This is a genomic window from Streptomyces harbinensis (assembly GCF_900116145.1).
Classification (GTDB): domain Bacteria; phylum Actinomycetota; class Actinomycetes; order Streptomycetales; family Streptomycetaceae; genus Streptomyces; species Streptomyces carpaticus.
The window spans coordinates 97949-124013 of record NZ_FPAB01000006.1; the positions used below are offsets into that span (position 1 = coordinate 97949).

The 26065-nt window shown below is 72.4% G+C and carries 21 protein-coding genes and 1 riboswitch; of the genes, 10 read left to right on the forward strand and 11 right to left on the reverse strand.

What is annotated here, in order from left to right; translation table 11 throughout:
- Window positions 1-36 precede the first annotated feature (36 nt).
- Entirely contained in the window at window positions 37-1266 is a 1230-nt protein-coding gene (locus BM385_RS18115; RefSeq protein ID WP_093843687.1) for a GNAT family N-acetyltransferase, read from the forward strand.
- A 127-nt stretch (window positions 1267-1393) separates the two neighbouring features.
- Here BM385_RS18115 and BM385_RS18120 read toward each other — a convergent pair whose 3' ends face one another.
- From BM385_RS18120 to BM385_RS28395, 5 genes are all read right to left on the reverse strand, one after another.
- The gene (locus tag BM385_RS18120) at window positions 1394-3007 is read right to left on the reverse strand and encodes a dipeptide ABC transporter ATP-binding protein (RefSeq protein WP_093843688.1); all 1614 of its coding nucleotides are present in this window, start codon (window positions 3005-3007) and stop codon (window positions 1394-1396) included.
- Window positions 3007-3969, reverse strand: coding sequence for an ABC transporter permease (locus tag BM385_RS18125; protein WP_093843689.1), 963 nt, complete (start codon window positions 3967-3969; stop codon window positions 3007-3009). Before BM385_RS18125 ends, BM385_RS18120 begins: the two co-directional genes overlap by 1 nt.
- Window positions 3969-4916: an ABC transporter permease gene (locus tag BM385_RS18130; protein ID WP_019432835.1), complete on the reverse strand. Its 948-nt coding sequence runs from the start codon at window positions 4914-4916 to the stop codon at window positions 3969-3971. The genes BM385_RS18125 and BM385_RS18130 overlap by 1 nt, the downstream gene beginning before the upstream one ends.
- Entirely contained in the window at window positions 4913-6595 is a 1683-nt protein-coding gene (locus BM385_RS18135; RefSeq protein WP_093843690.1) for an ABC transporter substrate-binding protein, read from the reverse strand. The genes BM385_RS18130 and BM385_RS18135 overlap by 4 nt, the downstream gene beginning before the upstream one ends.
- Before the next feature lie 246 nt (window positions 6596-6841).
- Window positions 6842-6985 (reverse strand): putative leader peptide, encoded by a 144-nt coding sequence (locus tag BM385_RS28395; RefSeq protein ID WP_354341114.1) that lies wholly within the window; start codon window positions 6983-6985, stop codon window positions 6842-6844.
- 50 nt (window positions 6986-7035) lie between these two features.
- Window positions 7036-7154: riboswitch (SAM riboswitch) on the forward strand.
- A 101-nt stretch (window positions 7155-7255) separates the two neighbouring features.
- Between BM385_RS28395 and BM385_RS18140 the strand changes: the two genes are divergently transcribed.
- Window positions 7256-8593 carry an aminotransferase class V-fold PLP-dependent enzyme gene (locus BM385_RS18140; RefSeq protein WP_254791635.1) on the forward strand — a complete coding sequence of 446 codons (1338 nt, stop codon included), beginning with the start codon at window positions 7256-7258 and terminating at the stop codon, window positions 8591-8593.
- On the opposite strand, the gene BM385_RS18145 is transcribed toward BM385_RS18140, so the two are convergent.
- From BM385_RS18145 to BM385_RS18155, 3 genes are read right to left on the reverse strand one after another with little or no spacing between them, the layout of a single operon-like run.
- On the reverse strand, window positions 8578-9390 hold the full coding sequence (locus tag BM385_RS18145) for an Fpg/Nei family DNA glycosylase (RefSeq protein ID WP_019432832.1): 813 nt from the start codon (window positions 9388-9390) through the stop codon (window positions 8578-8580). The two genes, BM385_RS18140 and BM385_RS18145, sit on opposite strands and share 16 nt — an antisense overlap.
- Window positions 9390-9866 (reverse strand): ribose-5-phosphate isomerase, encoded by a 477-nt coding sequence (locus BM385_RS18150; RefSeq protein ID WP_019432831.1) that lies wholly within the window; start codon window positions 9864-9866, stop codon window positions 9390-9392. The genes BM385_RS18145 and BM385_RS18150 overlap by 1 nt, the downstream gene beginning before the upstream one ends.
- A gap of 33 nt (window positions 9867-9899) precedes the next feature.
- Complete coding sequence (locus tag BM385_RS18155; protein WP_019432830.1) at window positions 9900-10481, reverse strand: biotin transporter BioY; 582 nt, start codon at window positions 10479-10481, stop codon at window positions 9900-9902.
- 181 nt (window positions 10482-10662) lie between these two features.
- Between BM385_RS18155 and BM385_RS18160 the strand changes: the two genes are divergently transcribed.
- Window positions 10663-10932, forward strand: a complete 270-nt coding sequence (locus tag BM385_RS18160; RefSeq protein WP_026047260.1) for a hypothetical protein — start codon at window positions 10663-10665, stop codon at window positions 10930-10932.
- Between the two features lie 152 nt (window positions 10933-11084).
- Here BM385_RS18160 and BM385_RS18170 read toward each other — a convergent pair whose 3' ends face one another.
- The gene (locus BM385_RS18170) at window positions 11085-12428 is read right to left on the reverse strand and encodes an NsdA family TPR-like regulatory protein (RefSeq protein ID WP_093843692.1); all 1344 of its coding nucleotides are present in this window, start codon (window positions 12426-12428) and stop codon (window positions 11085-11087) included.
- A gap of 126 nt (window positions 12429-12554) precedes the next feature.
- Here BM385_RS18170 and BM385_RS18175 point away from each other — a divergent pair, with 126 nt between their 5' ends.
- From BM385_RS18175 to BM385_RS18190, 4 genes are all read left to right on the forward strand, one after another.
- Window positions 12555-13682 (forward strand): tetratricopeptide repeat protein, encoded by a 1128-nt coding sequence (locus BM385_RS18175; RefSeq protein WP_093843693.1) that lies wholly within the window; start codon window positions 12555-12557, stop codon window positions 13680-13682.
- Window positions 13679-13924, forward strand: a complete 246-nt coding sequence (locus tag BM385_RS18180; RefSeq protein ID WP_254791637.1) for a hypothetical protein — start codon at window positions 13679-13681, stop codon at window positions 13922-13924. The genes BM385_RS18175 and BM385_RS18180 overlap by 4 nt, the downstream gene beginning before the upstream one ends.
- A gap of 170 nt (window positions 13925-14094) precedes the next feature.
- Window positions 14095-14280 (forward strand): hypothetical protein, encoded by a 186-nt coding sequence (locus BM385_RS18185; RefSeq protein WP_019432825.1) that lies wholly within the window; start codon window positions 14095-14097, stop codon window positions 14278-14280.
- A 73-nt stretch (window positions 14281-14353) separates the two neighbouring features.
- Window positions 14354-14992: a superoxide dismutase gene (locus tag BM385_RS18190; RefSeq protein WP_026047259.1), complete on the forward strand. Its 639-nt coding sequence runs from the start codon at window positions 14354-14356 to the stop codon at window positions 14990-14992.
- Between the two features lie 90 nt (window positions 14993-15082).
- On the opposite strand, the gene BM385_RS18195 is transcribed toward BM385_RS18190, so the two are convergent.
- Window positions 15083-15712 (reverse strand): mycothiol-dependent nitroreductase Rv2466c family protein, encoded by a 630-nt coding sequence (locus BM385_RS18195; RefSeq protein WP_019432823.1) that lies wholly within the window; start codon window positions 15710-15712, stop codon window positions 15083-15085.
- Between the two features lie 152 nt (window positions 15713-15864).
- Between BM385_RS18195 and pepN (BM385_RS18200) the strand changes: the two genes are divergently transcribed.
- From pepN (BM385_RS18200) to pepN (BM385_RS18210), 3 genes are all read left to right on the forward strand, one after another.
- Window positions 15865-18453, forward strand: coding sequence for an aminopeptidase N (gene pepN, locus BM385_RS18200; RefSeq protein WP_093843811.1), 2589 nt, complete (start codon window positions 15865-15867; stop codon window positions 18451-18453).
- 330 nt (window positions 18454-18783) lie between these two features.
- Window positions 18784-22116: a S8 family serine peptidase gene (locus BM385_RS18205; protein ID WP_093843694.1), complete on the forward strand. Its 3333-nt coding sequence runs from the start codon at window positions 18784-18786 to the stop codon at window positions 22114-22116.
- A gap of 119 nt (window positions 22117-22235) precedes the next feature.
- Window positions 22236-24809 (forward strand): aminopeptidase N, encoded by a 2574-nt coding sequence (gene pepN, locus BM385_RS18210; protein WP_093843695.1) that lies wholly within the window; start codon window positions 22236-22238, stop codon window positions 24807-24809.
- Window positions 24810-25005: 196 nt separating this feature from the next.
- On the opposite strand, the gene BM385_RS18215 is transcribed toward pepN (BM385_RS18210), so the two are convergent.
- The gene (locus BM385_RS18215) at window positions 25006-25992 is read right to left on the reverse strand and encodes a helix-turn-helix transcriptional regulator (RefSeq protein ID WP_019432819.1); all 987 of its coding nucleotides are present in this window, start codon (window positions 25990-25992) and stop codon (window positions 25006-25008) included.
- Window positions 25993-26065: the final 73 nt, after the last annotated feature.

The following is a 26065-nucleotide window of genomic DNA, read 5'->3' on the forward strand; positions in this document are numbered from 1 at the left end:
CGCCTCGTCGGAAAGGAGGTTGATAGGGATGGAGTTATGACGATAGAGCTGCGTGTTCTGGACGAAGCGGACTGGGAGACCTGGTTCTCCACCGTGAGCTGGGCGTTCGGTGGTGCGTTCGGCTCGGACGAGGAGCGCGCGCTGTGGCGTTCGCTGACCGAGACGGAGCGGTCGATCGGGGTGTGGGACGGCGACCGGGTCGTGGGAACGGCGGGCACCTTCTCGTTGGGCCTTTCGGTACCGGGCGGCGCGGTGGTGCCCGCCGGTGGGCTGACGATGGTGGGAGTGGCGCCCACGCACCGGCGGCGGGGCATCCTGCGGCGGATGATGCGGCAGCAACTGGACGATGTGCGGGCCGCCGGGGAGCCCCTGGCGGTGCTGACGGCCTCCGAACCCTCGATCTACGGCCGCTTCGGCTACGGTACCGCGACCTGGGAGCTGTCGGCCGAGATCGAGACGCGCGATGTGCGGCTTTCGGCGCCACCCGGTATCGACGAGGTGGAGATCCGGGTGGCGGATCCGGCCGATGTGCTGGACGCGTGCGAGGAGTTGTACGCCCGCCAGGTGCCGCTCCGGCCCGGGATGCTGGCGCGCCGCCCCGGCTGGGAACGGGCGGCGCTGTGGGTTGCGCCGGACGTACGGGCCGGTGCCGCGCCGCAGTTGTGCGTGCTGGCGGAGCGGGACGGTGAACTGCTGGGCTACGCCCGCTACCTGACCCGCCCGTCGTGGCAGCCGAGCGGCCCGGACGGCACCGTACAGGTCCGGGACCTCCAGGCGACGGAGCCGGCCGGGTACGCGGCGTTGCTGCGGTATCTGCTGGACATCGACCTGATGTCGACCGTCGCCCTGGCCAGACGGCCGGTGGACGAACCGTTCACGCAGCTGCTGTCGGACGTGCGCCGGTGCGATCTGCGGGTGCGGGACGGGCTGTATCTGCGGCCGGTGGAGGTGGGGCCCGCGCTGGCGGCGCGGCGGTACGCCACGGACGTGGAGGTGGTGCTGGAGGTCACCGACGCCTTCTGCCCCTGGAACGAGGGCCGGTGGCGGCTGTCGGGCGGGCCGGAGGGCGCGGTGTGCGAGCGGACGGCGGACCCGGCCGAGCTGGCGCTGACGGTGAACGAGGTGGGGGCGGCGTATCTGGGCGGGGTGTCGCTGAGCGCGCTGGCGGCGGCCGGGCGGGTGCGGGAGCTGCGTCCGGGGGCGCTGGGGGCGGCGGCCACGGCGTTCGGTTCGCCGGTGGCGCCCTGGCTGTCGCACGGGTTCTGAGCGGTCCGGCCGCCCGGGCCGCCGGGCCCGGGCGGCCTGCGGGTGGGCGGGCGCGGCGGGCGGCAGACGTACGCCGTGCCGGGCAGGCTCGCCGGCACGCCCTGGGTGTGCTGTCCGGAGAAGCGGGTCACCCCGGCTGGGGCGTGCGGGCGCGGCGGCCGGGGATGGCGGACAGCAGTTCCTGGGTGTACGGGTGTCCGGGGTGGTCGAAGACCCGGGCCACCGGGCCGGTCTCCACGATGCGGCCCCGGCGCATCACCGCCACCCGGTCGCAGACCTGCCGCACCACGGCCAGGTCGTGGGAGATGAAGAGATAGCTCAGGCCGAAGCCGGCCCGCAGTTCGGCCAGCAGGTCGAGCACGCTCGCCTGCACCGAGACGTCCAGGGCCGAGACCGGTTCGTCCAAAACGAGCAGCCGCGGGGTGAGCGCCAGCGCGCGGGCGATGGAGACGCGCTGCCGCTGGCCGCCGGAGAGTTCGGCGGGGCGGCGGCCGGCGGCGGTGGCGGGCAGCCGTACCAGGTCCAGCAGTTCGGCCACCCGCCGCTGCCGGCCGCGCCGCCCGGTGGTGCGGTAGGCGCGCAGCGGCTCGGCGATGGACTGGGCGACGGTGAAACGCGGGTCGAGCGAGCCGTACGGGTCCTGGAAGACCGGCTGGATGTCGCGGCGCAGCCGGCGCAGCGCGGCCGGGCCGAGCGAGCCCAGGTCGTGGCCGTCGAAGGTGATGGTGCCGGCGTCCGGGCGGTCCAGGCGCAGCACCAGCTGCGCCGTGGTGGATTTGCCGGAGCCGGATTCGCCGACGATGCCGAGCGAGCCGCCGGCGGCGAGGGTGAAGCCGACGCCGTCGACGGCGGCGGTCCGGCCGCCGTCGAAGGAGCGGCGCAGGCCGCGCACCTCAAGCAGGGGCGGTCCCGCCGGGGCGGGGGCGGCGGGTGCGGCCGTCATGTCGGGGACGGCGGCGACGAGTTCGCGCGTGTAGGGGTGGGCGGGCGCGGTCAGCACGCGGTGTCCGGGGCCGCGTTCGACGATCTCGCCGCGCGACATGACGGCGATCTCGTCGGCGCGGTCGGCGGCCACCGACAGATCGTGGGTGATGAGGAGCAGCGCGGTGCCGTGCTGCTCGGTGACGGTCTCCAGGTGGTCGAGGATGCGGCGCTGCACGGTGACGTCCAGCGCGCTGGTCGGCTCGTCCGCGATGAGCAGCTTGGGCCGGCCGGCGAGCGCGATGGCGATGAGGACCCGCTGGCACATCCCGCCGGACAGCTCGTGCGGCAACGTGCGTGCCACCTCGGCGGGTTCGGGCAGTCCGGCGTCGGCCAGCAGGTCGACGGCCCGGGCGTGGGCGGCCTTTCTGTCCTCGGCGAGGCCGTGGATCAGCAGCACCTCGGCGACCTGGTGGCCCACCCGCCGCACGGGGTTGAGCGAGACCATCGGGTCCTGCGGGACGAAGCCGATCTCCCGGCCGCGTACGGTGCGCCAGGCGCGCTCGCGCAGGGCGGTGAGGTCGCGTCCGGCCAGGGTGACGTGGCCGCCGGTCACCTGGGCGCCGGGTGGCAGGAGGCCGAGGACGGCGAGCCCGGTGGTCGACTTGCCAGAGCCGGACTCCCCCACCAGGGCCAGGGTGCGGCCGGGCGCCAGGTCGAGGTTCACGCCGCGCACCGCCCGCACGGTGGAGCGGCGGGAGCGGAAGGCGACGTGCAGGTCGCGGACGGAGAGCAGGGGCTGCGGTGCGTCGGTGGTCATCAGCGCACTCCGGTCCTTTCGAGGGCCCGTCCGATGCGGTTCGCGCACAGCACGATCAGCGCGATGGCCAGGCCGGGGAAGGTGGTCAGCCACCAGGCGGTGGAGATGTAGTCGCGGCCCTGGGAGACCATGGCGCCCAGTTCCGGCGCGGGCGGCGCGGCCCCGTACCCCAGGAAGCTGAGCGCGGAGACGGACAGCACGGCGCCGCCGATCTCCAGGGCGGCCAGCACGAGCACCGGCTGGGAGGCGTTGGGCAGGACGTGGCGCAGCAGGATCACCGGGGTGCGGGTGCCGCTGGTGACGGCGGCCCGGAAGTACACGCTGGATCTGATGCGCAGCACCTCGGCGCGGATCACCCGGGCGAACGCCGGGATGCCCGAGATGCCCACGGCGATCGCGACGTTGGTGACGCCGAAGCCGAGGATGGAGACGACGGCGAGGGAGAGCAGCAGTCCCGGGATGACGATGAGGACTTCCACGCACCGCATCAGGGTCTGGTCGACCCAGCCGCCGAGGTAGCCGGAGAGCACGCCGAGGACGGTGCCGGCCAGCAGGGAGAGCGAGACGGCGATCAGGGCGGCGGTGAGCGAGGTGCGGGTGCCGTGCACCACGCGGGTGTACAGGTCGCGGCCGAGGTTGTCGGTGCCGAACCAGTGGTCGGCGCCGGGCGGGGTGAGGGAGGCGGCCGGGTCGGTGCGCAGCGGGTCGGTGCCGGCGAACAGCGAGGGGGCGAGCGTCCAGGCCAGGATCAGCGCCAGGTAGAGGACGGCGAGGAGCAGCCCGGGGTGAGCGGCGAGGGTGCCGAGCGCGGCACGCAGCCGGGCGGCGCGGCCGTGCGTCTGTTCCTGTCCCGGGTCGGCGGGGGCCGCCGGTGCGGGGGGTGCGGGCGGCCGGCCCGGTTGCCGCGGGTCCTGCTCGGTGGTGAGCGTCATCGGGGAACTCCGGTCGATGTCGGCGGACATCAGGCGGGCTGGAGGACGATCCGCGGATCGACCTTGGGGTAGATGAGATCGACGGCGAGGTTGACCACGACGTACAGGGCGCCGGCCAGGAAGATGATCGCCCGGATGACGGGGAAGTCCTGGTCCGCGATGGCGTCGGCGGTCAGCCGGCCGATGCCGGCGCGGGCGAAGACCGTCTCGGTGATGATGGCGCCGGCCAGGATGTTGCCGATCATCATGCCGAGCATGGTCAGCGCCGGGATCGAGGCGTTGCGGAAGGCGTGCGTCCACACGGTGCGCAGCCGCCCGGCCCCCTTGGCGCGGGCGGTGCGCACATACGGTTCGGCCAGCGCCATCCGCAGCCCCTTGGCGAGCAGCTGGGCCAGTACGCCCGCGCTGGGCAGGGCGAGCGCGATGGCGGGCAGCACCAGCCGGGAGGTGTCGCTGTCGCCGTACGCCGGGAACCAGCCCAGGCCGAAGGAGAACACCTGGATCAGCAGGATCGCGGTCCAGAAGCTGGGCAGCGAGATCCCGGCGACGGTGCCGGAGAGCACCGCGTTGCGCAGCGGCGCCCAGGGGGCCAGGGTGGCCGCCAGCGCGGCGGCCACCCCCAGGACGGCGGTGAGCAGCAGGGACGCGGTGGCCAGCTCCAGGGTGGAGGGCAGGGCGCGCCCCAGCATGGCGGCGACCTCGTCCCCGGTACCGAAGGAGGTACCGAAGTCCAGGGTCAGCGCGCGGGAGACGAAGTCCGCGTACTGGGCGTACAGCGGACGGTCCAGGCCCAGCTCGGCGCGGAGCGCGTCGGCCTGGGCCCGGTCGACCCCCACCGGGTCGCCGCCGCCGGCGGAGCGCAGCATGATCGACACCGGGTCGCCGGGGACGAGATGCAGCACCAGGAAGGACAGGCTCAGCGCCGCCCACAGGACGATCAGTCCGTTGGCGAGCCGGACCAGGACGTAGCGCCTCACGACGCGATCCACACCTCGTTCAGCAGCGGCTTGCCCTCGATGTCGGCGCGGAAGCCGCCGACGGAGGGGCCGTAGCCGTAGGACCAGAACCGGTCGTAGACGGGGATGGTGTAGCCCTGCTCGATGATGCGCTGCTGGGCCGCCTCGCCGATGGCCTGCCGCTCGTCCGGGTCGACGGTGGACTGGAGGGAGTCCAGGAGGGCGTCGAGTTCCGCGTCCGGGTGGTTGTACAGCATGCTCATCTCGGGGTGGGAGGAGCCGTAGACGAGGCGGATGACGTCCACGTCGGCGCGGCCCTGGCTCCAGGTGGTCAGGTCGCCGGGGAACTCGTCGATCGGCACGTCCGGGAGGGTGGCCACCGGGTCGAGGACGAGTTCGACGCCGATCTCCTTCCACTCCTGCTGCACCAGCTGGTGCTGTGCCTCGGCGTCGGTGCTGCCGGACTGGTAGGTGATGGTGAGGGAGAGCCGGTCGCCGTCGGCGTTCTCGCGGATGCCGTCGGCGCCGACCCGGTCGTAGCCGGCGCCCTCCAGGAGCGCGATGGCGGCCTCGGGGTCGTGCCGGATCTCCGCGGACTGGTCGGTCCAGCCGGGGGTGGCGGCGGTGAGCACGCCGGTGGCCGGCTGCTGGGTGCCCTGGAAGATGGCGTCGACGATGGCCTGCCGGTCGATGCCCAGGCTCAGCGCGCGGCGTACGTCCGGGTCCTGGAGTTCGGGGCTGGAGGCGAGCGGGATGTACGGGATGGCGATGCCGGGCGAGGCGCCGGTGGCCAGGCCGTAGCCGGGGAGGTTGGCAAGCTCGGCCTGGTTGGTGAAGGGGATGCCGTCGGCGAGGTCGATCTGGTCGCTGGTGACCGAGCCGTAGCGGACGCCGCCCTCGGGGACGACTTCGAGGACGATCCGGTCGACGTAGGCGGGGCCCTGGTTCGCGGCGATCGGGGAGGCCCAGGCGTAGTCTTCGCGCTTGATGAGTTCGACGGACTTCTCGGGGGTGAAGGAGCCGAGGGTGAACGGCCCCGAGGCGGCGAAGTCGCCCAGGCACAGGTCGGCGGGGTCGTTGCCGAGGGAGGCCGGGGAGAGCTGGACGAAGGAGGCGGTGGCGGTGGTCTGGAGGAACTGGGCGTTGGGGCCGTCGAAGTCGACGCGCACGGTGTGGGTGTCCAGGACGGTGGAGCCCTCGTAGCCGGCGAGGAAGCTGCCGGCCTGCGGGGCGCGGGCGCCGAGGTCCACGATGGCGTCGAAGTTGGCCTTCACCGCCTCGGCGTCGAAGGGGGCGCCGTCGGAGAAGGTGACGTCCTCGCGCAGGTGGAAGGTGAACTGGCTGACGTCGTCACTGATCTCCCAGGAGGTGGCGAGCCAGGGCTTGATCTCCTTGGTCTCCGGGTCCTGTTCGGTGAGCTGGTCGCCGAGCTGGCGGCCGACGTTGCGGGAGGTGAGCTGGGGGCGCTGGCGCGGGTCGACGCAGTCGATGGTGTTGGCGAAGGCGTACCGCAGGGTGCCGCCGGCCACCGGGTCGCCGGAGGCGCCGCCGCCCGGGCCGTCGCCGGAGCCGCCGGTGCCGCTCTCGCCGGTGCCGCAGGCGGTGAGGGTGACGGCGAGCGCGGCGAGCAGCGCGGTGGCGTGGGCGGGGCGGGGTATGCGACGGCTGCTGCGCCGTCCTGGCGTGGGCGTGGTGGCCACGGAGGGGTTCCTTTCAGGACGAATCCCCCGGCCGGCGGCGCGCGTTCGGGCACGGCGCGGCGGCGGGTGGACACGGGTGCGCGGGGCGCACGGAAGGGAGAGCGGGCGAGGCGGCGCACCGCGGCACGGCACGCCCCCGGGCAGGGGCGGGCTGGGCGCGGGGCGCGGAAGTCCCGTGGAACGGGGGCCGGTTACGGGCGCGGCGGCTCGGGGCCGGCGCTCACCACCGGGGAGAGGAGGGGGAGATCAGCAGCCGGCACAGGACGCCGAGGCGACGCGGAGCAGATCCACGTGTCGGCGCGACGTCAAAAGCGGCAGGGCTGGCATGCGGCAAATATCGGCCAACCTCGGCGGGCTGTCAAGAACGCCCCGAGACGGAGATCTCGGCATCCGGACAGCCGGTGTTCACCGGGCGACCGGCATGGCATAGTCTCCGATCAGGTCACGAGTGACAGCGATCAAGGCCCCGGCCCGCTGTCCGGCAACCCTCCAACCGTCGGCGGGGTGCCCCGGGTGATGACCGGGCCGTAGGCAGCGAGGTCTGCGGCAAGCACGGTTCGCGAGGGAGTTTTCCGATGAGCAAGCGAATGCGATAGGGCGCACGCCCCCCACCCAGCCTGCCCCTGCCTGCTTTTCCTTCACCCTTTCCGGAGCTTCGCCATGCCCGTGACCCTGACCACCCCTGCCCGGAACACCGCCGCCCACCCCACCGACGCGCACCCCACCGACGCCGACTGTCGCCTGCCGGTGCTCGGCGACGAGGTCCGCGCCCCGCTCGCCGGCGGCGGCGAGATCGGCTACGCGGCCCTCGACTACGCGGCCAGCGCCCCCGCCCTGCGCGCGGTGTGGGACGAGGTCGCCGCGTACGCCCCGTACTACGGCAGCGTGCACCGCGGCGCCGGACATCTGTCGCAGCTCTCCACCGACCTGTACGAGGAGAGCCGGCGTACCGTGGCCGCGTTCCTCGGCTGCCGGCCCGACGACGAACTGATCTTCACCCGCTCCACCACCGACTCGCTCAACCTGCTGGCCGGCGCCCTGCCCGCCGGCACCCAGGTGTTCGTCTTCGAGACCGAACACCACGCCGCGCTGCTGCCCTGGGCGCACCACGGCCACACCGTCAGCTACCTCCCGGCCCCGCGCTCCACCGGCCAGGCCGTCGCCACCCTGGTCACCGCCCTCGCCGACGCCGCACCGGGCCCGAAGCTGCTGTGCGTCACCGGCGCCTCCAACGTCACCGGCGAACTGTGGCCGGTCGCCGAACTCGCCACCGCCGCCCGCCGGGCCGGCGCCCGTACCGTCCTGGACGCCGCCCAGCTCGCCCCGCACCGCCCGGTGGACATCACCGCGCTCGGCGTCGACTGGGTGGCCTTCTCCGGCCACAAGCTGTACGCGCCCTTCGGTGCCGGGGTGCTCGCCGGCCGCGCCGACTGGCTGCACGGCGCCCGGCCCTACCTGGCGGGCGGCGGCGCCAGCCGCGCGGTCACCGCCGAGGGCGGCGCGGTGACGGTGGAGTGGCAGGACAACGTCGCACGCCACGAGGCCGGTTCGCCCAACGTCATCGGTGCCTGCGCCATCGCCGCCGCCTGCCGGGCCCTGACCGGGGCCGGCTTCGAACGGCTGGTGGCGCGCGAGGAGGAACTGCTGTCGGGCCTGCGGGCGGGCCTGGCATCCGTCCCCGGCGTCCGCGAACTGTCGCTGTTCGGACCGCAGGCCGCCCGGGTCGCGGTGCTGTCGTTCGTCGTGGACACCTGGCCGAGCGAGGCGTTCGCCCGGGCGCTCTCCGAGCGGTACGGCATCGGCGTCCGCGACGGCCTGTTCTGCGCGCACCCCCTGGTCCGTACCCTGCTGGGCGCGGACCAGGAGGCGGCGGACGGCTGCGAGGGGCCGCTGAAGGCGATCCGGGTCAGCTTCGGCGCCGGCACCCCGGCCGAGCACCTGGAGCGGCTGGTGCGCGCGGTGCGCGAACTGGTCGCCGAGGGTCAGCCGGCCGCCTGACAGACCGGGCACCAGAACAGGTTGCGGGCGGCGAGTTCGGCGCGCCGGATCGCCGTCCCGCACACCAGGCACGGCAGCGTGGCGCGCCGGTACACGTACACCTCTCCCCCGTGCCCGTCCACCCGCGCCGGGCGGCCCATGGCCTGGGGCATGTGCTCGGGCCGCACGGTGTCGATGCGGTTCTTGCGCACGCCCTCGCGCATCAGCGCGGCGAGGTCCGCCCACATCGGCCGCCACTCGGCCTCGGTCAGGGAGCGGCCCTGCCGGTAGGGGTCGATGCCGTGCCGGAAGAGGATCTCGGCCCGGTACACGTTGCCGACCCCGGCGATGACCCGCTGGTCCATGAGGAGTTCGGCGATCGAGGTGCGGGCGGCGGAGATCCGCCGCCACACCAGGTCCGGATCGGCGTCGGCGCGCAGCGGGTCCGGGCCCAGCCGGCGCTGCACGGCGGACTTCTCGTCCTGGCTGAGCAGCGCGCAGGTGGTGGGGCCGCGCAGTTCGGCGTACCCCTCGGGGGAGGCCAGCCGCAGCCGGATCTGCCCGGTGGGCGCGGGCGGCGGCCCGTCGCCGAAGGCGACCTTCCCGTACAGGCCGAGATGGATGTGCACCCAGCGGCGCCAGCCGAAGCCGAGGAACAGGTTCTTCCCGTGGGCGTCGCACTCCCGCAGCACCTCGCCGTCGATGAGCGCCGCACCCCCGGCGAACCTCCCCTGCGGGGAGTCGGCCCGCACCGCCCGGCCGCCGAACCGTTCCCGGTAGTCGGCGGCCAGCCGGTGAATGGTGTGACCCTCGGGCATCAGGCGCCGTCGGGCAGCGGGGGCAGCGTGCCGTCGCTCTCGTAGGCGCTGAGCATGTCGATGCGGCGGCTGTGCCGGTCCTCGCCGGAGTACGGGGTGGCCAGGAAGACCTCGACGAACGTGGTGGCCTCGTCGGTGGTGTGCATCCGGGCGCCGACGCTCACCACGTTGGCGTTGTTGTGCTGCCGCCCCAGCTTCGCCGTCTCCACGCTCCAGGCGAGGGCGCAGCGTACGCCCGCGACCTTGTTGGCGGCGATGGCCTCACCGTTGCCGCTGCCGCCGATGACGACACCGAGCGCGTCCGGATCGGCGGCGACCGCCTCGGCGGCGCGCAGACAGAACGGCGGATAGTCGTCCTGGGCGTCGAACGTGTGCGGGCCGCAGTCGACCGGCTCATGGCCGTGGGCCGTGAGCCAGTCGACGAGGTGATTCTTCAGTTCGTAGCCGGCGTGGTCGGAGCCGAGATAGACGCGCATGGGGATGAGTCTGACATGCGCGCAGCGGCCCCCTTACCCGCGCCCCCGGCGGCCCGCGAGCCGCCAGGCGGTGGGCAGCGCGCCCATGGCGAGCACGGCCTTGAGGGCGTCCCCGATGAGGAACGGCACCAGACCGGCGGCCATCGCCTCACCGGCCGACATGCCGGTGGCCAGGGCGAGATAGGGCACGCCGATGGCGTAGGTGACGGCCATGCCGGTCACCATCGTCCCGGCGGTGCGCAGCACCGTACGGTCCCCGCCGCGCCGCGCCAGCTCACCGACGACACCGGCGGCCACGGTCATGCCGATGATGTAGCCGAAGGAGGGCATGCCGTACCCGGCGGACGCCTCCGCGAACCACGGCATCCCGGCCATGCCGGCCACCGCGTACAGCAGCATGGACAGCAGCGCACGCGCCGGCCCGAGCGAGACACCGACGAGCAGGGCGGCGAACGTCTGCCCGGTCACCGGCACCGGCGACCCGGGCACCGGCAGCGCGATCTGCGCGGCCACCCCGGTCAGCGCGGCACCTCCCACGACCAGTGCCACATCCCGCACCCGGGCCCGGGACAGCGTGGGCGCGGGCAACAGATCCGCGAGTACAGCGGTGCTCATACACATCCTCCAAAGAACGATTTCCCCCACCCCCATCCGACCCCACCCGACCGACCGAAAACAAGAGCCCAATCCACTGCCCGAACCCACCCGGGCTTATGGACCTCCCACAACCTTCCGCTCCCAGCGGCGCGTCACTAGACTCCCGTGGCCAGTGACAGTGCTCACACCGGGAGATGTCATGGCACGCCCATGGGAAGCGGATCCGTCAGCGTCGTTCGCGCACCGGCTGGGCAGGACGGCCCAGGAACTGGGGCTTTCGCAGGACGAGGAGTACTGCCCCGAGATGTGGCAGCTCGACAACGGGGATGTGGCCGTCATCGGACGCGATGTGACCACCGACTACGCGGGACGACTGCCGGACGGGGTGAAGCTGGGCCCCGATGAACGCCTGGTGGTCCTCCCGGGCAGCATGCTCCGCGCGGCGAAGCCGGACATCCCGGACGCGTAACCGCTCTCCGGACGGTCCCCTCCGGTGGTGGTGGCGGCGACACCCCCGCCTCCTCACCGGAGAACTCGGGCACGCGCTCCGCTCGGCCGGTGCCATCGGCACGGGCCCGGACGCTGTCTGACGTTCGGCGCCGTGGGACGGGTGGGCGGCTCTCAGGTGTGGAGCGCGGCCGGAGTGACGGCGCGGGCTCGTTCGTCCAGGGCCCGGGCGGTGGCGTTCTTGAGGTGCGGCCGGATCAGGCGGAACATCTCCCGGATGTGGCCGTCGACCCGGCCGGAATGCACCTGCGGATAGTGTTCGAGGACGCGGTCCCACGAAGAGCATGCCGCCTCCAGGTGACCGACCTTGAGTTGCCTTTCCGCAAGCTTGGCGTTGAAGCGCAGTCCACTTCTTCTGCTGTCGCTGCTGTCACGCAGCCGGAAGTGCGACTCCAGCGACCGGATGCTTCCGGGGACATCGCCCAATTCGCTCTGGACCTCTGCCGTGTGCATCGCGACGGTGGCGGGTGAATAGCCACCGAAAGTCGGAGCTTGACTGGTGGCCTTGTCCATGGCCACTTCCGTCTCCCGCAGGAGCCGGAGCGCCTTCGGGCGATCCCGGGCCAGGGCGTACGCGTGCGCCTGCTGTCCCGTGAGGAAGGCTTGCATGCGTGGCCCCGCTGCCGGCGCCGCAGCGGCTGCCGCATCGGCGTAGCGCACGGCCGCCTTGGCATGTCCAAGATCGGTCGCCTGCACGGACATGCCGCGCAGGATGTGGCAGTACGTCATGTGGTCGCCGGCAGCACCGGCGAGTTCCAGGCCCTTCACGTAATACCGCTGGGCGAGTCCGTGCCGTCCTTCGTCCATCGCCATCCACCCCGTGACGTAACAGAGAATGGACGCGGCCTCCATCATCCTGGCTCGCACGTCATCCGGGCCCGCGGCCCGTAAATACGGCGCCACCGTATTGACCAGAAACGCTGCCGCCATGGGACGGGCGTGCCGGCCACCGAAATCGTCATCGAGTTCGGATAGGCGTTCCGTCATCGCACGGACCACCTCGACGTCCGGATCCCCCACCCGCCGCAGGTTGCCGGCCTGCACCGCTTCCATACGGCCGACCACATCGGGCCAACCGGGCACGGTCAGGGCAACGGAGAAAACCCCCACACCGAGCACGCCGCGCCGGGATGGATCCATGTCCTGCCTCCCGAGGTCGATCAGAGCTTCCACCGTAGAGGCGCGGTTGTCGAAGGAGCCGGGAACAGGCGGAAATCCGGCCTCCATCGCCGTCACCGGGCGGCCAAGCCGTCGGGCGAGCGCTTCGAGGATCAGCGGACGCACCTGTGGCATCGGCAGACCACCGTTGAGCCACTGATGCACCGACGGTTCCCGGTATCGCAGCGGCATTCCGCACTCCGTGCCGAGACGGTTCACCGCCTGGGCGAACTGGCGGAGGGTCCAGCCCGTTTCCCGGTACAAGCGGTTGAGCGAATGATTCGGCGCGGAAATCGGCATGACCCACAACCCCTCATGCACTGAAAGCTCTTAAACGCTCACGCGGTGCCAACGGTACCGCTCTCCGCAATCGGACGGTTACCTCTGGCGAGTGAAGGTGTTCACCGCACAACCGAAGGACGTTCGATGATGAACGAGCAGGCCATCCCTGCGACAGCACAGGGCGACGCGCCCTCCACTTCCCCCGTGGACTGGGCCGCGTGGGAACGGGAACACTTCGTCCCCCTCGTCCAGGCCGCAGAGGCGGCTGGTCCCGACCGGTCCGCCTGGCTGCTGGCCGTCGTGCTCTGGGACACCAAGCTGCCTTCCCTGTCCCTGGAGGACTGGTCGGCCATTGCCGACCGGGGCCTGCGGGCCGTCCGCCGGCTCGGTGACCGGGCCGGTGAAGCGCGGCTGCTGGAATGCATCGGCATGGGTCACGCCCGGGTCAACCGGTTGACGGAGAGCCTGCGCTGCCATCAGCAGGCGCTGGAGATCCGCAGCGAACTGGGTGATCGACGGGGCGAGGCGTCGTCGACGAATCTGCTGGGGATCGTGCGTCTCCACCGGCGGGAGTTGAGCGCCGCCGAGGAACACTTCACGCGGGCCCGCGCTCTCTTCGAGGAGTTCGGCGACCGGCATCGGGCAGCGATGGCCCTGGCCAATCTGTCGAGCACCCGCTGCGCGGCGGGCCGGGTGGACGAAGCCGAGACGGACGCCCGGCGGGCCCTGGAGACTCACCGCGCGCTCGGCGCCCGGCGCAGCGTGGGTAACGCCCTGCGACAGCTCAGCGTGATCCACCGCGAGCGCGGGGAGACCGGGGCGGCTCTCGTCTGCGCCGAAGAGGCGGTCGCCCTGGCCCTGGAACTGCGCTCCGAGACGCTGGAGGGGTACTGGCTGCTCGCTCTGGGGAAGGCACAACGGGCGGCGGGCCGGTCCGAGGAGGCCCTGGCTTCCTTTCACCGTGCGGCCGACCTGCACGCCCGGAGTGGCAACCGCTCCCGGGAAGCGATGGCGTGGCGAGCGGTCGCACAGGTGCTGCTCGACCGGGGACGGCCGTCCGAGGCGGCCGGCCTCGCCGGGCGGGCCGCGTCCGTTCACCGAGAGCTGGACGACCCCTGGCACGAGGCGCTCGCGCTGGCCTGCCTGGCCGACGCCACCCCCGGCGAGGAATCCCGGGACCACCGAGAACGCGCGCTCCAGCTGCTGTCCCGCTACCCGGACGAGCGGGCGGCCGCCGTCCGGCGAACGATCGGTGAGGGCGGGCTTCGATGACGAACGAGCAGCACAGCACCCCGCCTGCCCTCCCCGATGTCGGGTCGCTGGTGCGCGACAGGTGGAACGGACGGATCGGGGTGGTCATGGACCGGGTCAGTGGGCGGGTCGCGCTGCGGCCACAAGGTGGTGGCGTGGAGTGGTTCGCGCTGCCGGAAGATCTGGAGGCGGTGGCGCTCTCGGAGGGGTTGTCGGAGCCGGTGCGCGAGGCCAACGCCCGGAGTCGGGGTGGGCGCCGGTGACGCCGCGTACTCCGTCTCCCGCGCAGGTGTGGCTGCGTACCGGCCTGTTCGCCGGCTGGGCGCAGAACGGGGCGTGTTCCATGTGCCGGGCCGGGGACGTGCCGACGGTGTGGGCCGGATCGGTAGCCGGGTTCGGGCGATCGAGAGCCGTGCACGCCTGTGTCCCGTGCATGACCACGCTGATCCGCTTCGTGCACGGCGAGGCGGCCTCGCCGTGCGGGCCGACGCGTTATGGCGCGGGGTTCGTCCGGCTGCGGCGGTTCGGGCCGCATCCGAAGGGCCGGGGCCGTGCCGCGGCCGGGGTGGTCGTGCTCGGGCTGTTCGTCGCCCTGCTGGGTGTCGCGGGCGCGCGCTGATGCTGCACTTGCTGCTAGGTTGTTATTGCAAGTGCTTCGCAATTAGTCGAGCGAGATGGGCAAGGCAACCGGCATGGCCACCTACACGCTTCCTGAGCTGCCGTACGACTACTCCTCCCTGGAGCCGGTCATCAGCGGGGAGATCATCGAGCTGCACCACGACAAGCACCACGCCGGCTACGTCAAGGGCGCCAACGACACCCTGGAGCAGCTGGCCGAGGCGCGGGAGAAGGAGCAGTGGGGGAACATCACCGGGCTGGAGAAGAACCTCGCGTTCCATCTGTCCGGGCACATCCTGCACTCCATCTACTGGCGCAACATGACCGGTGACGGCGGCGGGGAGCCGCTGGAGAAGGACGGGACCGGGGAGCTGGCCGACGCCATCGCCGAGTCGTTCGGGTCCTTCGCCCGGTTCAAAGCACAGCTCTCCAAGGCCAGCGCCACCACGCAGGGGTCCGGCTGGGGCGTGCTGGCGTACGAGCCGCTGAGCGGGCGGCTGGTCGTCGAGCAGGTGTACGACCACCAGGGGAACATCGGCCAGGGCAGCGTGCCGATTCTCGTCTTCGACGCCTGGGAGCACGCCTTCTACCTCCAGTACCGCAACCAGAAGGTCGACTTCGTCGAGGCGATGTGGCGGGTGGTCAACTGGCAGGACGTCTCCGCCCGGTACACCGCCGCCAAGGCCGGCGGCGGCAAGCTCCTGCTCGCGTGATCGTCTTCTCAACCGTTTCACCGGGCAGGTGAAAAAGGAGCGGCCCCCGCGTGTCAAGGACGCGGGGGCCGCTCCGGTGTGCGGGGCCGCTCAGTCGAACTGCGGCTTCGCGTCCCGGGTGCGCTTGATCTCGTAGAAGCCCGGGGTGCTCGCCACCAGCAGCGTGCCGTCCCACAGCCGCGCCGCCGCCTCGCCCTTCGGGGCGGGGGTCACCACGGGGCCGAAGAACGCGATCTGCTCGCCGTCCGCGCCCGGCACCGCGATCACCGGCGTGCCCACGTCCTGGCCCACCAGGTCGATGCCGGCCTTGTGCGAGGCCCGCAGCCGCTCGTCGTACGCGTCGGTGTCGCCCGCGTCCGCCAGCTCGGCCGGCAGTCCGACCTCCTCCAGCGCCTCGATCAGCGTCTCCTTGGTGCGCGGCTTGTCCTGGAGGTGGAAGCGGGTACCGATGGCCGTGTACAGCGGCCCCAGCACCTCGCTGCCGAACCGTTCCTCCGCGGCGATCAGCACCCGCACCGGCGCCCAGCCGCGCTGGAGCAGTTCGGCGTACTGCTCGGGCAGCTCGTCCGCCCGGGGCTCGTTCAGCACCGACAGGCTCATCACGTGCCAGCGGACCTCCACCGGCCGTACCTTCTCCACCTCCAGCATCCAGCGCGAGGTCAGCCACGCCCACGGGCACAGCGGGTCGAACCAGAAATCGGCGGGAGTCTTCTCCGGCATGACGTTCGGCTCCTCCATACGGCAACGGGCACTCGCGCGTACAACCGCGCGCCGCCCGGACGCATTCCCGGGCCCCGGGAGCGATCCGAGCGCCCCATGACATGCTGGCCGCGCCCTCTTTTTTCGCACGGAAGACACAAAGGAGACATGTGGTGCCCGGAGAGAACCTGACCCGCGACGAGGCGGGAGCACGGTCCCGGCTGCTCACCGTGCACGGGTACGAGCTGGTCCTGGACGTACGCGAGGCGGCAGGACCGGCGCCCGCCTCCGGGCCGCGGACGTTCCGTTCCACCACGACCATCCGTTTCTCCGCGCGCGAGGACGGCGCCGACACCTTCGCCGACCTCATCGCGCCGCACGTGCACTCGGTGACCCTCAACGGGGAGTCCCTGAACGTCGACCGCGTCTTCGACGGCTCCCGCATCCGGCTCGACGGGCTGCGCGCCGAGAACGAGCTGATCGTCGACGCCCGCTGCGCCTACAGCCGCACCGGCGAGGGACTGCACCACTTCACCGACCCGGAGGACGGCGAGACCTACCTCTACACCCAGTACGAGCCGGCCGACGCCCGCCGGGTCTTCGCCAACTTCGAGCAGCCCGACCTCAAGGCGCCCTACGACGTCACCGTGCTCGCCCCCGAGGGCTGGACGGTGCTCGCCAACGGGGCCGCCACCGGCGCCTCGGCTCCCCCGGAGGGCGGCGGCGTCCGGCACACCTTCGCCACCACCAAGCCCATCTCCACCTACATCACGGCGATCCTGGCCGGCCCGTACCACCACGTGCGCGACCACTACTCCCGCACGTTCGACGACGGCACCACGCTGGAGATCCCGCTCGGCGCGCTGTGCCGCAAGGGGCTGGCCAAGCACTTCGACCCGGAGGAGATCTTCGCCACCACCAAGGCGGGGCTCGACTTCTTCCACGACCACTTCGACTTCCCGTACCCCTTCGGCAAGTACGACCAGGCGTTCGTGCCCGAGTACAACCTCGGCGCCATGGAGAACCCGGGCCTGGTCACCTTCCGCGAGGAGTACGTCTTCCGGGGCCGCACCACCCGCGCCTCCTACCAGGCCCGCGCCAACACCCTGCTGCACGAGATGGCGCACATGTGGTTCGGCGACCTGGTCACCATGGAGTGGTGGGACGACCTGTGGCTCAAGGAGTCCTTCGCCGACTTCATGGGCGCGTACGCCTCCCACGGCGCCACCCGCTTCGACGAGGCCTGGATCACCTTCGCCAACCGCCGCAAGGCCTGGGCGTACCGCGCCGACCAGCTGCCGTCCACCCACCCCATCACCGCCGACATCCGCGACCTCCAGGACGCCAAGCTCAACTTCGACGGCATCACCTACGCCAAGGGCGCCTCCGTCCTCAAGCAGCTGGTCGCCTACGCCGGCGAGGAGGCGTTCCTCGAAGGTGCCCGGCGCTACTTCAAGCGGCACGCGTACGGCAACACCCGGCTGTCCGACCTGCTGTCCGTCCTCACCGAGACCTCCGGCCGCGACATGGCCGAGTGGGCCCGCGCCTGGCTCCAGACCGCCGGGCTCAACTCGCTCACGCCGCAGGTGCGATACGACGCGGACGGCCGGATCGCCGAGCTGGCCGTCGAGCAGGACGCGCCCGAGGAGCACCCCACGCTGCGCCCGCACCGGGTGCAGATCGGGCTCTACCGGCTGGACGGCGGCCGGCTCGTCCGGTACGCGCGCGCCGGCGCCGATGTGACCGGCGCCCGTACGGTGGTCGACGCGCTGGCGGGCGCCGAGCGGCCCGAGCTGGTGCTGGTCAACGACGAGGACCTGACGTACTGCAAGACCCGGTTCGACGCGGCGTCCCTGGACACCCTGCGCCGGCACCTGGGCGACATCGAGGACCCGCTGGCCCGCGCGCTGTGCTGGTCGGCGCTGTGGAACCTCACCCGCGACGCGCTGCTCCCGGCCGCCGACTTCCTGGAGCTGGTGCGGCGGTTCGGCGGCGCCGAGACGCAGATCGGCGTCCTCCAGATGGTGCTCACCTGGGCCGATTCGGCCCTGGAGTGGTACCTGCCCCGGGCGCGGCGGGAGGCCGAAGCCGTCCGGCTGGCGGAGGCGGCCCGGGCGGAGCTGCGGCGCGCCGAGCCGGGCAGCGACCACCAGCTGGCCTGGGCCCGGTTCTTCGCCGGCCGGGCGGTCACCGACGCCGACTTCGGGCTGCTGGAGGGGCTGCTGTCCGGCAAGGAACGGATCGCGGGGCTGGTCGTCGATCAGGAGCTGCGCTGGACGATGCTGCTGCCGCTGGCCGCGCACGGCCGGGCCGGTGAGGCGGAGCTGGCGGACGAGCTGACCCGGGACGACACCGCCTCGGGCCGCCGCCACCAGGTGCGCTGCCTGGCGGCGCGGCCGTCCGCCGAGGTGAAGGAGGCCGCCTGGGAACAGGTGGTGGAGTCGGACGCGCTGTCCAACGCGCTGGTGGAGGCCACCATCGACGGCTTCGCCCGGCCGGGGCAGGACGCGCTGCTGGCGCCGTTCACCGACCGCTACTTCGCGGCGATCGAGCGGGTGTGGCGGGAGCGGTCGATCGAGATCGGCATGGCGGTGGTCCGCGGGCTGTTCCCGGGTCTCCAGCAGGAGCGGGCGACGCTGGACGCCACCGACGCCTGGCTGGCGGCGCACCAGGACGCGGCCCCGGCGCTGCGCCGGCTGGTGCTGGAGCAGCGGGACGATCTGCACCGGGCGCTGCGCGCGCAGGAGGACCGGGCCGGCTGACCGGCGGGCGGGGGCGGGGGCGGACGGCGCGGGAACGTACCGTCCGTCCTCGCCTCGGTACGCCGGGGTCGCGCCGGGGATCCGGCGGCGCCCGCGGTCCTGAGCCGCCGTCACCCGTGGGGCCCGCGGGGTGCCGGTGGCGGGTTCGGCCGGATCGGTGGGGCGGTTCGCCCCTCATTGCCCCGATCCTTGCGCGTAGATACCCCGGGCACGATTTCTTCAATCGTCCCTGACAGGAATGCGACAACTATCTTGTAAAGCCATTACATCAGGTGATCATTTACGTATGATGACCGGTCATCCGGTTCCGGAATCCGAACAAGGATGCCCATGTCACATACTTCTCCCCTGTCCCCCGCTGCCCCACGCAGGAGACGATCGGCCCGGGCCACCCGGGTCGTGCTCGCCACCGGGCTGGTCAGCGCCCTGGCCATCACGGGGGCGCTGCCCGCGTTCGCCGCCGAGAGCGACGCGCTCACCCGTTCGGCCGCCGACAAGCCGATCGACGACAAGTTCGGCACCCACGACGCCACCCTGCTCGCCGAGGCCAAGGCGTCCGGTGAACCGCACGTCACCCTGATGATCGCCACCGAGCCCGGCGAGACCGACGAGGTCAGCGACGCGCTCGACGCGCTCCCGGGGGCGTCGGTCGGCTACACGCTCGACGAGATCGGCTACGTCCGCGCCACCGTGCGCACCGGCGCCGCCGACGACGCGATCGACGAGGCCCGCGCGCTCTCCTCGGTGTACGCGATCGACCTCAACGAGGAGATCCAGGTACCGGATCCGCTGCCCGACGCCGGGCGCGGCCCCGGCGGCGGGAACGGCAGCGGCACCAGCTACCCGGCGCCCGACGCGACCACCAAGGCCGCCAACCCGTACCAGCCCTCCCACGAGACGGGCGCCGTCGACTTCGTCAAGCAGAACAAGAAGTACGACGGCCGCGGCGTCACCATCGGCATCCTGGACACCGGCGTCGACCTCGCCCACCCCGCGCTCCAGGAGACCACCACCGGCGAGACCAAGATCACCGACTGGGTGACCGCCACCGACCCGATCGTCGACAACGACGGCTCGTGGCGTCCGATGACCACCAAGGTCTCCGGAGAGACGTTCAGCTACAACGGCCGCGACTACAAGGCGCCCGCCGGCGAGTACTACGTCTCCATCTTCCGGGAGAACATCGCCGCCGGTGAACTGGGCGGCGACGTCAACCGCGACGGCCGCACCGACGGCTCCTGGGCCGTGCTGTACGACCCGGCCGCCGGCACCGTCCGGGTGGACCTGAACAACGACGGCGACTTCACGGACGAGACCCCGATGAAGCCGTACCGGGAGAACCACGACGTCGGCTACTTCGGCACCGACAACCCGGACACCGCCGTCGCCGAGGCCGTCCCCTTCGTGGTGGAGATCCGCGAGGACGTCCCCATGGACCCCTACGGCGGTGACTGGATCGGGCAGACCGCCGACTTCGTCAACATCGGCATCGTCTCCGGACGGCACGGCACCCACGTGGCCGGCATCACCGCCGCCAACAGCCTGTTCGCCGGCCAGATGAACGGCGCCGCCCCCGGCGCGCAGCTCGTCTCCTCGCGCGCCTGCCGCTTCGGCGGCGGCTGCACCGCCACCGCCATGTTCGAGGGCATGATCGACCTCGTCGTCAACCGCGACGTGGACCTGGTCAACGTCTCCATCGGTGGCCTGCCCGCGCTGAACGACGGCAACAACGCCCGCGCCCGGGTGTACAGCGAGCTGATCGACACCTACGACGTCCAGCTCTTCATCTCGGCCGGCAACGACGGCCCCGGCGTCAACACCGTCTCCGACCCGTCGGTCGCCGACAAGGTCGTCAGCGTCGGCGCCGCCATCTCCAAGGAGACCTGGGCGGCCAACTACGGCTCCGGCGTGACCACCAAGTACGCCATGCTGCCGTTCTCCTCCTCAGGACCGCGCGCCGACGGCGGCTTCAAGCCCACCATCACCGGGCCCGGCGCCTCCATCAACGCCATCCCGATGTGGCAGCCGGGCGCCCCGGTCGCCGAGGCCGGCTACGACCTGCCGCCCGGGTACGGCATGCTCCAGGGCACCTCGATGTCCTCGCCGCAGGTCGCCGGCTCGGCCGCGCTGCTGCTGTCCGGCGCCAAGCAGCGCAACATCGAGCTGTCGGCCGCCGATCTGCGCACCGCGATGATCTCCTCCGCCGACCCCATCGCCGGGGTGCAGGCGCACGAGCAGGGCGCCGGTCTGGTCGACACCGTCGCCGCCTGGAAGCTGATCACCAAGGGCGCCACCGCCCACGAGTACACGGTGAAGGCCCCGGTGAGCAGCGATCTGGCCGAGTACCTGGCCACCCCGGGCTTCGGCACCGGCGTGTACGACCGGGAGAGCGCCCCCAAGGTCGGCGAGCGCAAGACGTACGACATCACCATCACCCGTACCAGCGGCCCCGACCGCAACGTCCAGCACAAGCTCACCCTGGACAACAACCACGACAAGACCTTCTCGCTGGTCGGCAAGAGCACCGTCTCGCTGCCGCTCAACAAGCCGGTCACCGTGCAGGTCCAGGCCAAGCCGCGCTCGACCGGCGCGCACAGCGTGCTGCTCGGCGTCGACGACCGCTCCACCAAGGGCGTCGACCTGCACGTCCTCAGCACCATCCTGGTGACCGAGAAGCTGGCCGCCCCCTCCTACGCGGTCACGAAGTCCGCCACGGTGCAGCGCAACGCCAGCACCTCGTACTTCGTGAAGGTTCCCGAGGGCACCAAGACCCTGGAGGTGCGGCTCGACGGCCTCACCGAGGGCAGCCAGACCCGGTGGATCGCCATCACCCCCTGGGGCACGCTCGCGGACAACTCCTCGACCGTCAACTGCTACCCCAACTACGACAACCCGGCGAACACCTGCCGCCCCGACCTGCGCTCCTACGACAACCCGACCCCGGGCGTCTGGGAGATCGAGGTCGAGGCCCGGCGCACCTCGCCGCACCTCAACAACCCCTACACGCTGACCGCGACCGCGCTCGGCACCGTCTTCGACCCGGACACGGCCACCGTCGAGGAAGCCGTCATCGGCACCCCCGTCCCGGTGAGCTGGGAGGTCAGCAACGCCCTCGCCCCGGTGGAGGGCACCCTCGCCGCCGGTGAGCTGGGCTCGGTCCTCACCGACCGGCCCACCATCGCCACCGGTGAGTACCAGACCAGCACGATCGAGCTGGCCGAGGGCGTCACCCGCTTCGAGGCCGTCATCGGCAACACCTCCGACCCGGCCGCCGACCTGGACCTGTACGTGTACCGGGACGGCACCCTGGTCGGCCAGGCGGCCTCCGGCGGCTCCGAGGAGAGCGTGGTGCTGACCGACCCGGCGGCCGGCACGTACACCGTCGAGGTGCACGCGTACGCCGTACCGTCCGGCTCGACCGCCTACGACTACCGGGACGCCTACCTCTCCCCCGACCTCGGCTCGGTCGCCGTGGACGAGGAGCAGGTCATCTCGCTGGCCAACGGCGCGACCGCCGCGATCGACGCCGAGGTCACCGTCGTGGCCGCGGCCGGCGACGCCTCCGCCGGACGTGAGTTCTTCGGCGAGGTGCGGCTGCTCAACGCCGCCGGCACCGTCACCGGCAGCGGCGGCATCATCATCGAGAAGGTGAGCGGCGCGTAAGGGGTCTCCCCCTGCCGTTACGGGCACCGGGGCGGGCGCGGCACGGTCGCGCACCGCCCCGGTGTCCGTATGGCGTGGAAGGATGACCGGACGGAGTACGGACGCACAAAGGAGAACTGGTGCCTGGCACGAATCTGACCCGCGAGGAGGCCCGGGAGCGGGCCCGGCTGCTGAGCGTGGACAGCTACACGATCGCGCTCGACATCTCCGGTGCCCAGGAGGGCGGCACCTTCCGCTCCGAGACCACCGTGCACTTCACGGCGCGGGAGGCCGGGGCGAGCTTCATCGATCTGGTGGCCCCCTCGGTCCGGCACATCGCGCTCAACGGCGAGGTCCTGCCGGCCTCCGACGTCTTCGCCGACTCCCGGATCGCCCTGCCGAACGTCCTGGCCGGCCACAACGAACTGGTCGTCGTCGCCGACTGCGCCTACACCAACACCGGCGAGGGCCTGCACCGCTTCGTCGACCCGGTGGACGAACAGGCCTACCTCTACACCCAGTTCGAGGTGCCCGACGCGCGGCGGGTGTTCGCCTGCTTCGAGCAGCCCGACCTGAAGGCCACCTTCCAGTTCACCGTGCGGGCGCCCGAGGGCTGGACGGTCATCTCCAACGCGCCGACCCCGCAGCCCGCCGACAACGTCTGGCGGTTCGAGCCCACCCCGCGCATCTCCAGCTACATCACGGCGCTGATCGCCGGCCCGTACCACTCGGTGCACAGCAGCTGGGAAGGGCCCGGCGGGCGTTCGGTGCCGCTGGGCATCTACTGCCGGCCCTCCCTCGCCGAACACCTGGACGCCGAGGCGATCTTCGCCGTCACCCGGCAGGGCTTCGACTGGTTCGAGGAGAAGTTCGACTACCCCTACCCGTTCGCCAAGTACGACCAGCTGTTCGTCCCGGAGTTCAACGCCGGCGCGATGGAGAACGCGGGCGCCGTCACCATCCGCGACCAGTACGTCTTCCGCTCCAAGGTCACGGACGCGGCGTACGAGATGCGGGCCGAGACCATCCTGCACGAGCTGGCCCACATGTGGTTCGGCGACCTCGTCACCATGGAGTGGTGGAACGACCTGTGGCTGAACGAGTCGTTCGCCACCTACACCTCCATCGCCTGCCAGGCCCACGCGCCCGGCAGCCGCTGGCCGCACGCCTGGACCAGCTTCGCCAACTCCATGAAGACCTGGGCGTACCGGCAGGACCAGCTGCCGTCCACCCACCCGATCATGGCCGAGATCCGCGACCTGGACGACGTCCTGGTCAACTTCGACGGCATCACCTACGCCAAGGGTGCCTCCGTCCTCAAGCAGCTGGTCGCCTACGTCGGCATGGACGCGTTCTTCGCGGGCGTGCAGGCGTACTTCAAGCGGCACGCGTGGGGCAACACCCGGCTCAGCGATCTGCTGAGTGCCCTGGAGGAGACCAGCGGCCGGGACCTGGGGGCCTGGTCCAAGGCGTGGCTCCAGACGGCCGGCATCAACGTGCTGCGCCCTGAGATCACGGTCGACGGGGACGGCGGCATCACCTCCTTCGCCATCCGCCAGGAGGCCCCGGCCCTGCCGGCCGGCGCCACCGGCTCCCCGACGCTGCGCCCGCACCGGATCGCGATCGGCCTGTACGAGCTGACCGACGGCGCGCTGGTGCGGCGCGAGCGGATCGAGCTGGACGTCGACGGCGAACTGACCGAGGTGCCGCAGCTGATCGGGCAGATCCGGCCCGCCGTCATCCTGCTCAACGACGACGACCTGTCGTACGCGAAGGTGCGGCTCGACCCGGAGTCGCTGACCGTCGTCACCCGCCACCTGGGCGACTTCACCGAGTCGCTGCCGCGCGCGCTGAGCTGGGCGTCGGCCTGGGACATGACCCGGGACGGCGAACTCGCCACCCGGGACTACCTGGACCTGGTGCTCTCCGGCATCGGCAAGGAGAGCGACATCGGCGTGGTGCAGTCGCTGCACCGGCAGGTGTCCCTGGCGCTCGACCTGTACGCCGACCCGGCGTGGCGCGAGAGCGGCCTGCTGCGCTGGAGCGAGGCGGCGCACCGGCATCTGACGGAGGCCGCGCCGGGCAGCGACCACCAGCTGGCGTGGATGCGGGCGCTGGCCTCGGTGGCCCGCACGGACGAGCAGCTGGAGCTGCTGGCCGGGCTGCTGGACGGTACGCGGACGGTGGAGGGGCTGGCCGTCGACACGGATCTGCGCTGGTCGCTGCTCCAGCGGCTGGCGGCGACCGGGCGCGCGGACGAGAAGGAGATCACGGCGGAGCTGACGCGGGACCGCACCTCGGCGGGCGAGCGGCACGCGGCGTACGCGCGGGCGGCCCGGCCGACCCGGGAGGCGAAGGCCGAGGCGTGGGCGCTGGTGGTGGAGAGCGACAAGCTCCCCAACGCGCTCCAGGAAGCGGTGATCGGCGGCTTCGTGCAGACCGACCAGCGCGAGCTGCTCGCCTCGTACACGCCGGAGTACTTCGCGGCGCTGAAGAACGTGTGGGAGACCCGCAGCCACGAGATGGCGCAGCAGATCGCGGTGGGCCTGTACCCGTCGATCCAGGTGAGCGAGGCGACGCTGACCGAGACGGACGCCTGGCTGGAGGCGGCGAAGCCGTCGGCGGCGCTGCGGCGGCTGGTGACCGAGTCCCGGGCGGGCGTGGAACGCGCACTGCACGCCCAGGCGGCGGACAAGGCGGCGGCCCGGCGCTGAGCCCTTCCCGGGTGGGCGGCCGGGCTCCGTGGAGTCCGGCCGCCCGCCCGGTGGGTCGTGGTCCGGTGGGCCGTGGTCCGGTGGTGCCCGGCGGACGCCACCGCGGGAAACGGGCCGCCCGGGCCGGCCGTACCCGCGCGGCCCCCGCCATGACGGTCAGCCGGGTGCCGGCCGCGCGCGCTGTCACGGCGGCCCGTCACATATCGGTGTCAGGTGCCGCCGCGGCCGCCCGGGCGACCAGGGCGCGGGTGGCGCGGGCCAGTTCCGGTGGGCCTTCGACGCGGTACGGCACGCCGACCGCGGCGAGGGCGGTGGCCAGCCACTCCCAGTCGTCCGGGCCCGTGCGGTATCGGCAGCGGTCCGGGCCGGCCGGTTCCAGGACGCCGGCCCGCGCCGTCAGCCGCCCCGCCACCGCCGCCGCCGGGGCGAGGAACAGCACCGATCCGCCCCCGGCGGGCGGCTCGGACGACCCCGCCGGTATGGCCGGAGCCGCCTGTCCCGCCGGTGCGAACGCGCCGGGTGGCAGCGGTCGCGGGCCGAACGTCGTACCCGGCACCCGCAGGGCGGAGATCCGGTCCACCCGGAACGTACGCCAGTCCGCCCGCGCCTCGTCCCAGGCCAGCAGGTACCAGCGGTGGTCCAGGAGCAGCAGGCGGTGCGGCTCCGCGCGCCGTTCGGTGGTGGTGCCGTCCCGGGCCGTGTGCCGGAACCGGACCCGGGAGCGCAGATGGGCGGCGGTGGCCAGCCGTCCCACGGTGTCGGGGTCGCCCGGATCTCCGGCGCCCGGTTCACCCGGCCCGGGCCGGGCTTCGGTGGCCGCCAGCAGGGCCTCGATCCGGCCGCGCAGCCGGGCCGGCAGCGCCGCCTCCAGCTTGCGCAGCGCGGTGTCGGCGGCCGGACCCGCCCCGTATCCGGCGGCGTGCCGCAGTCCCACCGCCGTGGCCACCGCCTCCTCGGCGGAAAGGACCAGCGGCGGTACGCCCTGCCCGGGCGGCAGCCGGTAGCTGCCTGCCCCGCCGGGGGACGACTCCACCCGGTAGCCCAGTTCCCGCAGCCGCCCGATGTCCCGGCGCAGGGTGCGCGGCGAGACGCCGAGCCGGGCCGCGAGGTCCGCTCCGGTCCTGGGCACTCCGGCGGCCAGGAGCGACAGCAGTTCCAGGGTGCGGGCACTCGGATGGGACACGCGCTCAAGCCTCGCACCGTCGCGGCCGGGTTGTGGCCGCGACGGCCTCTACCGTGACCGACCGATGGACGAG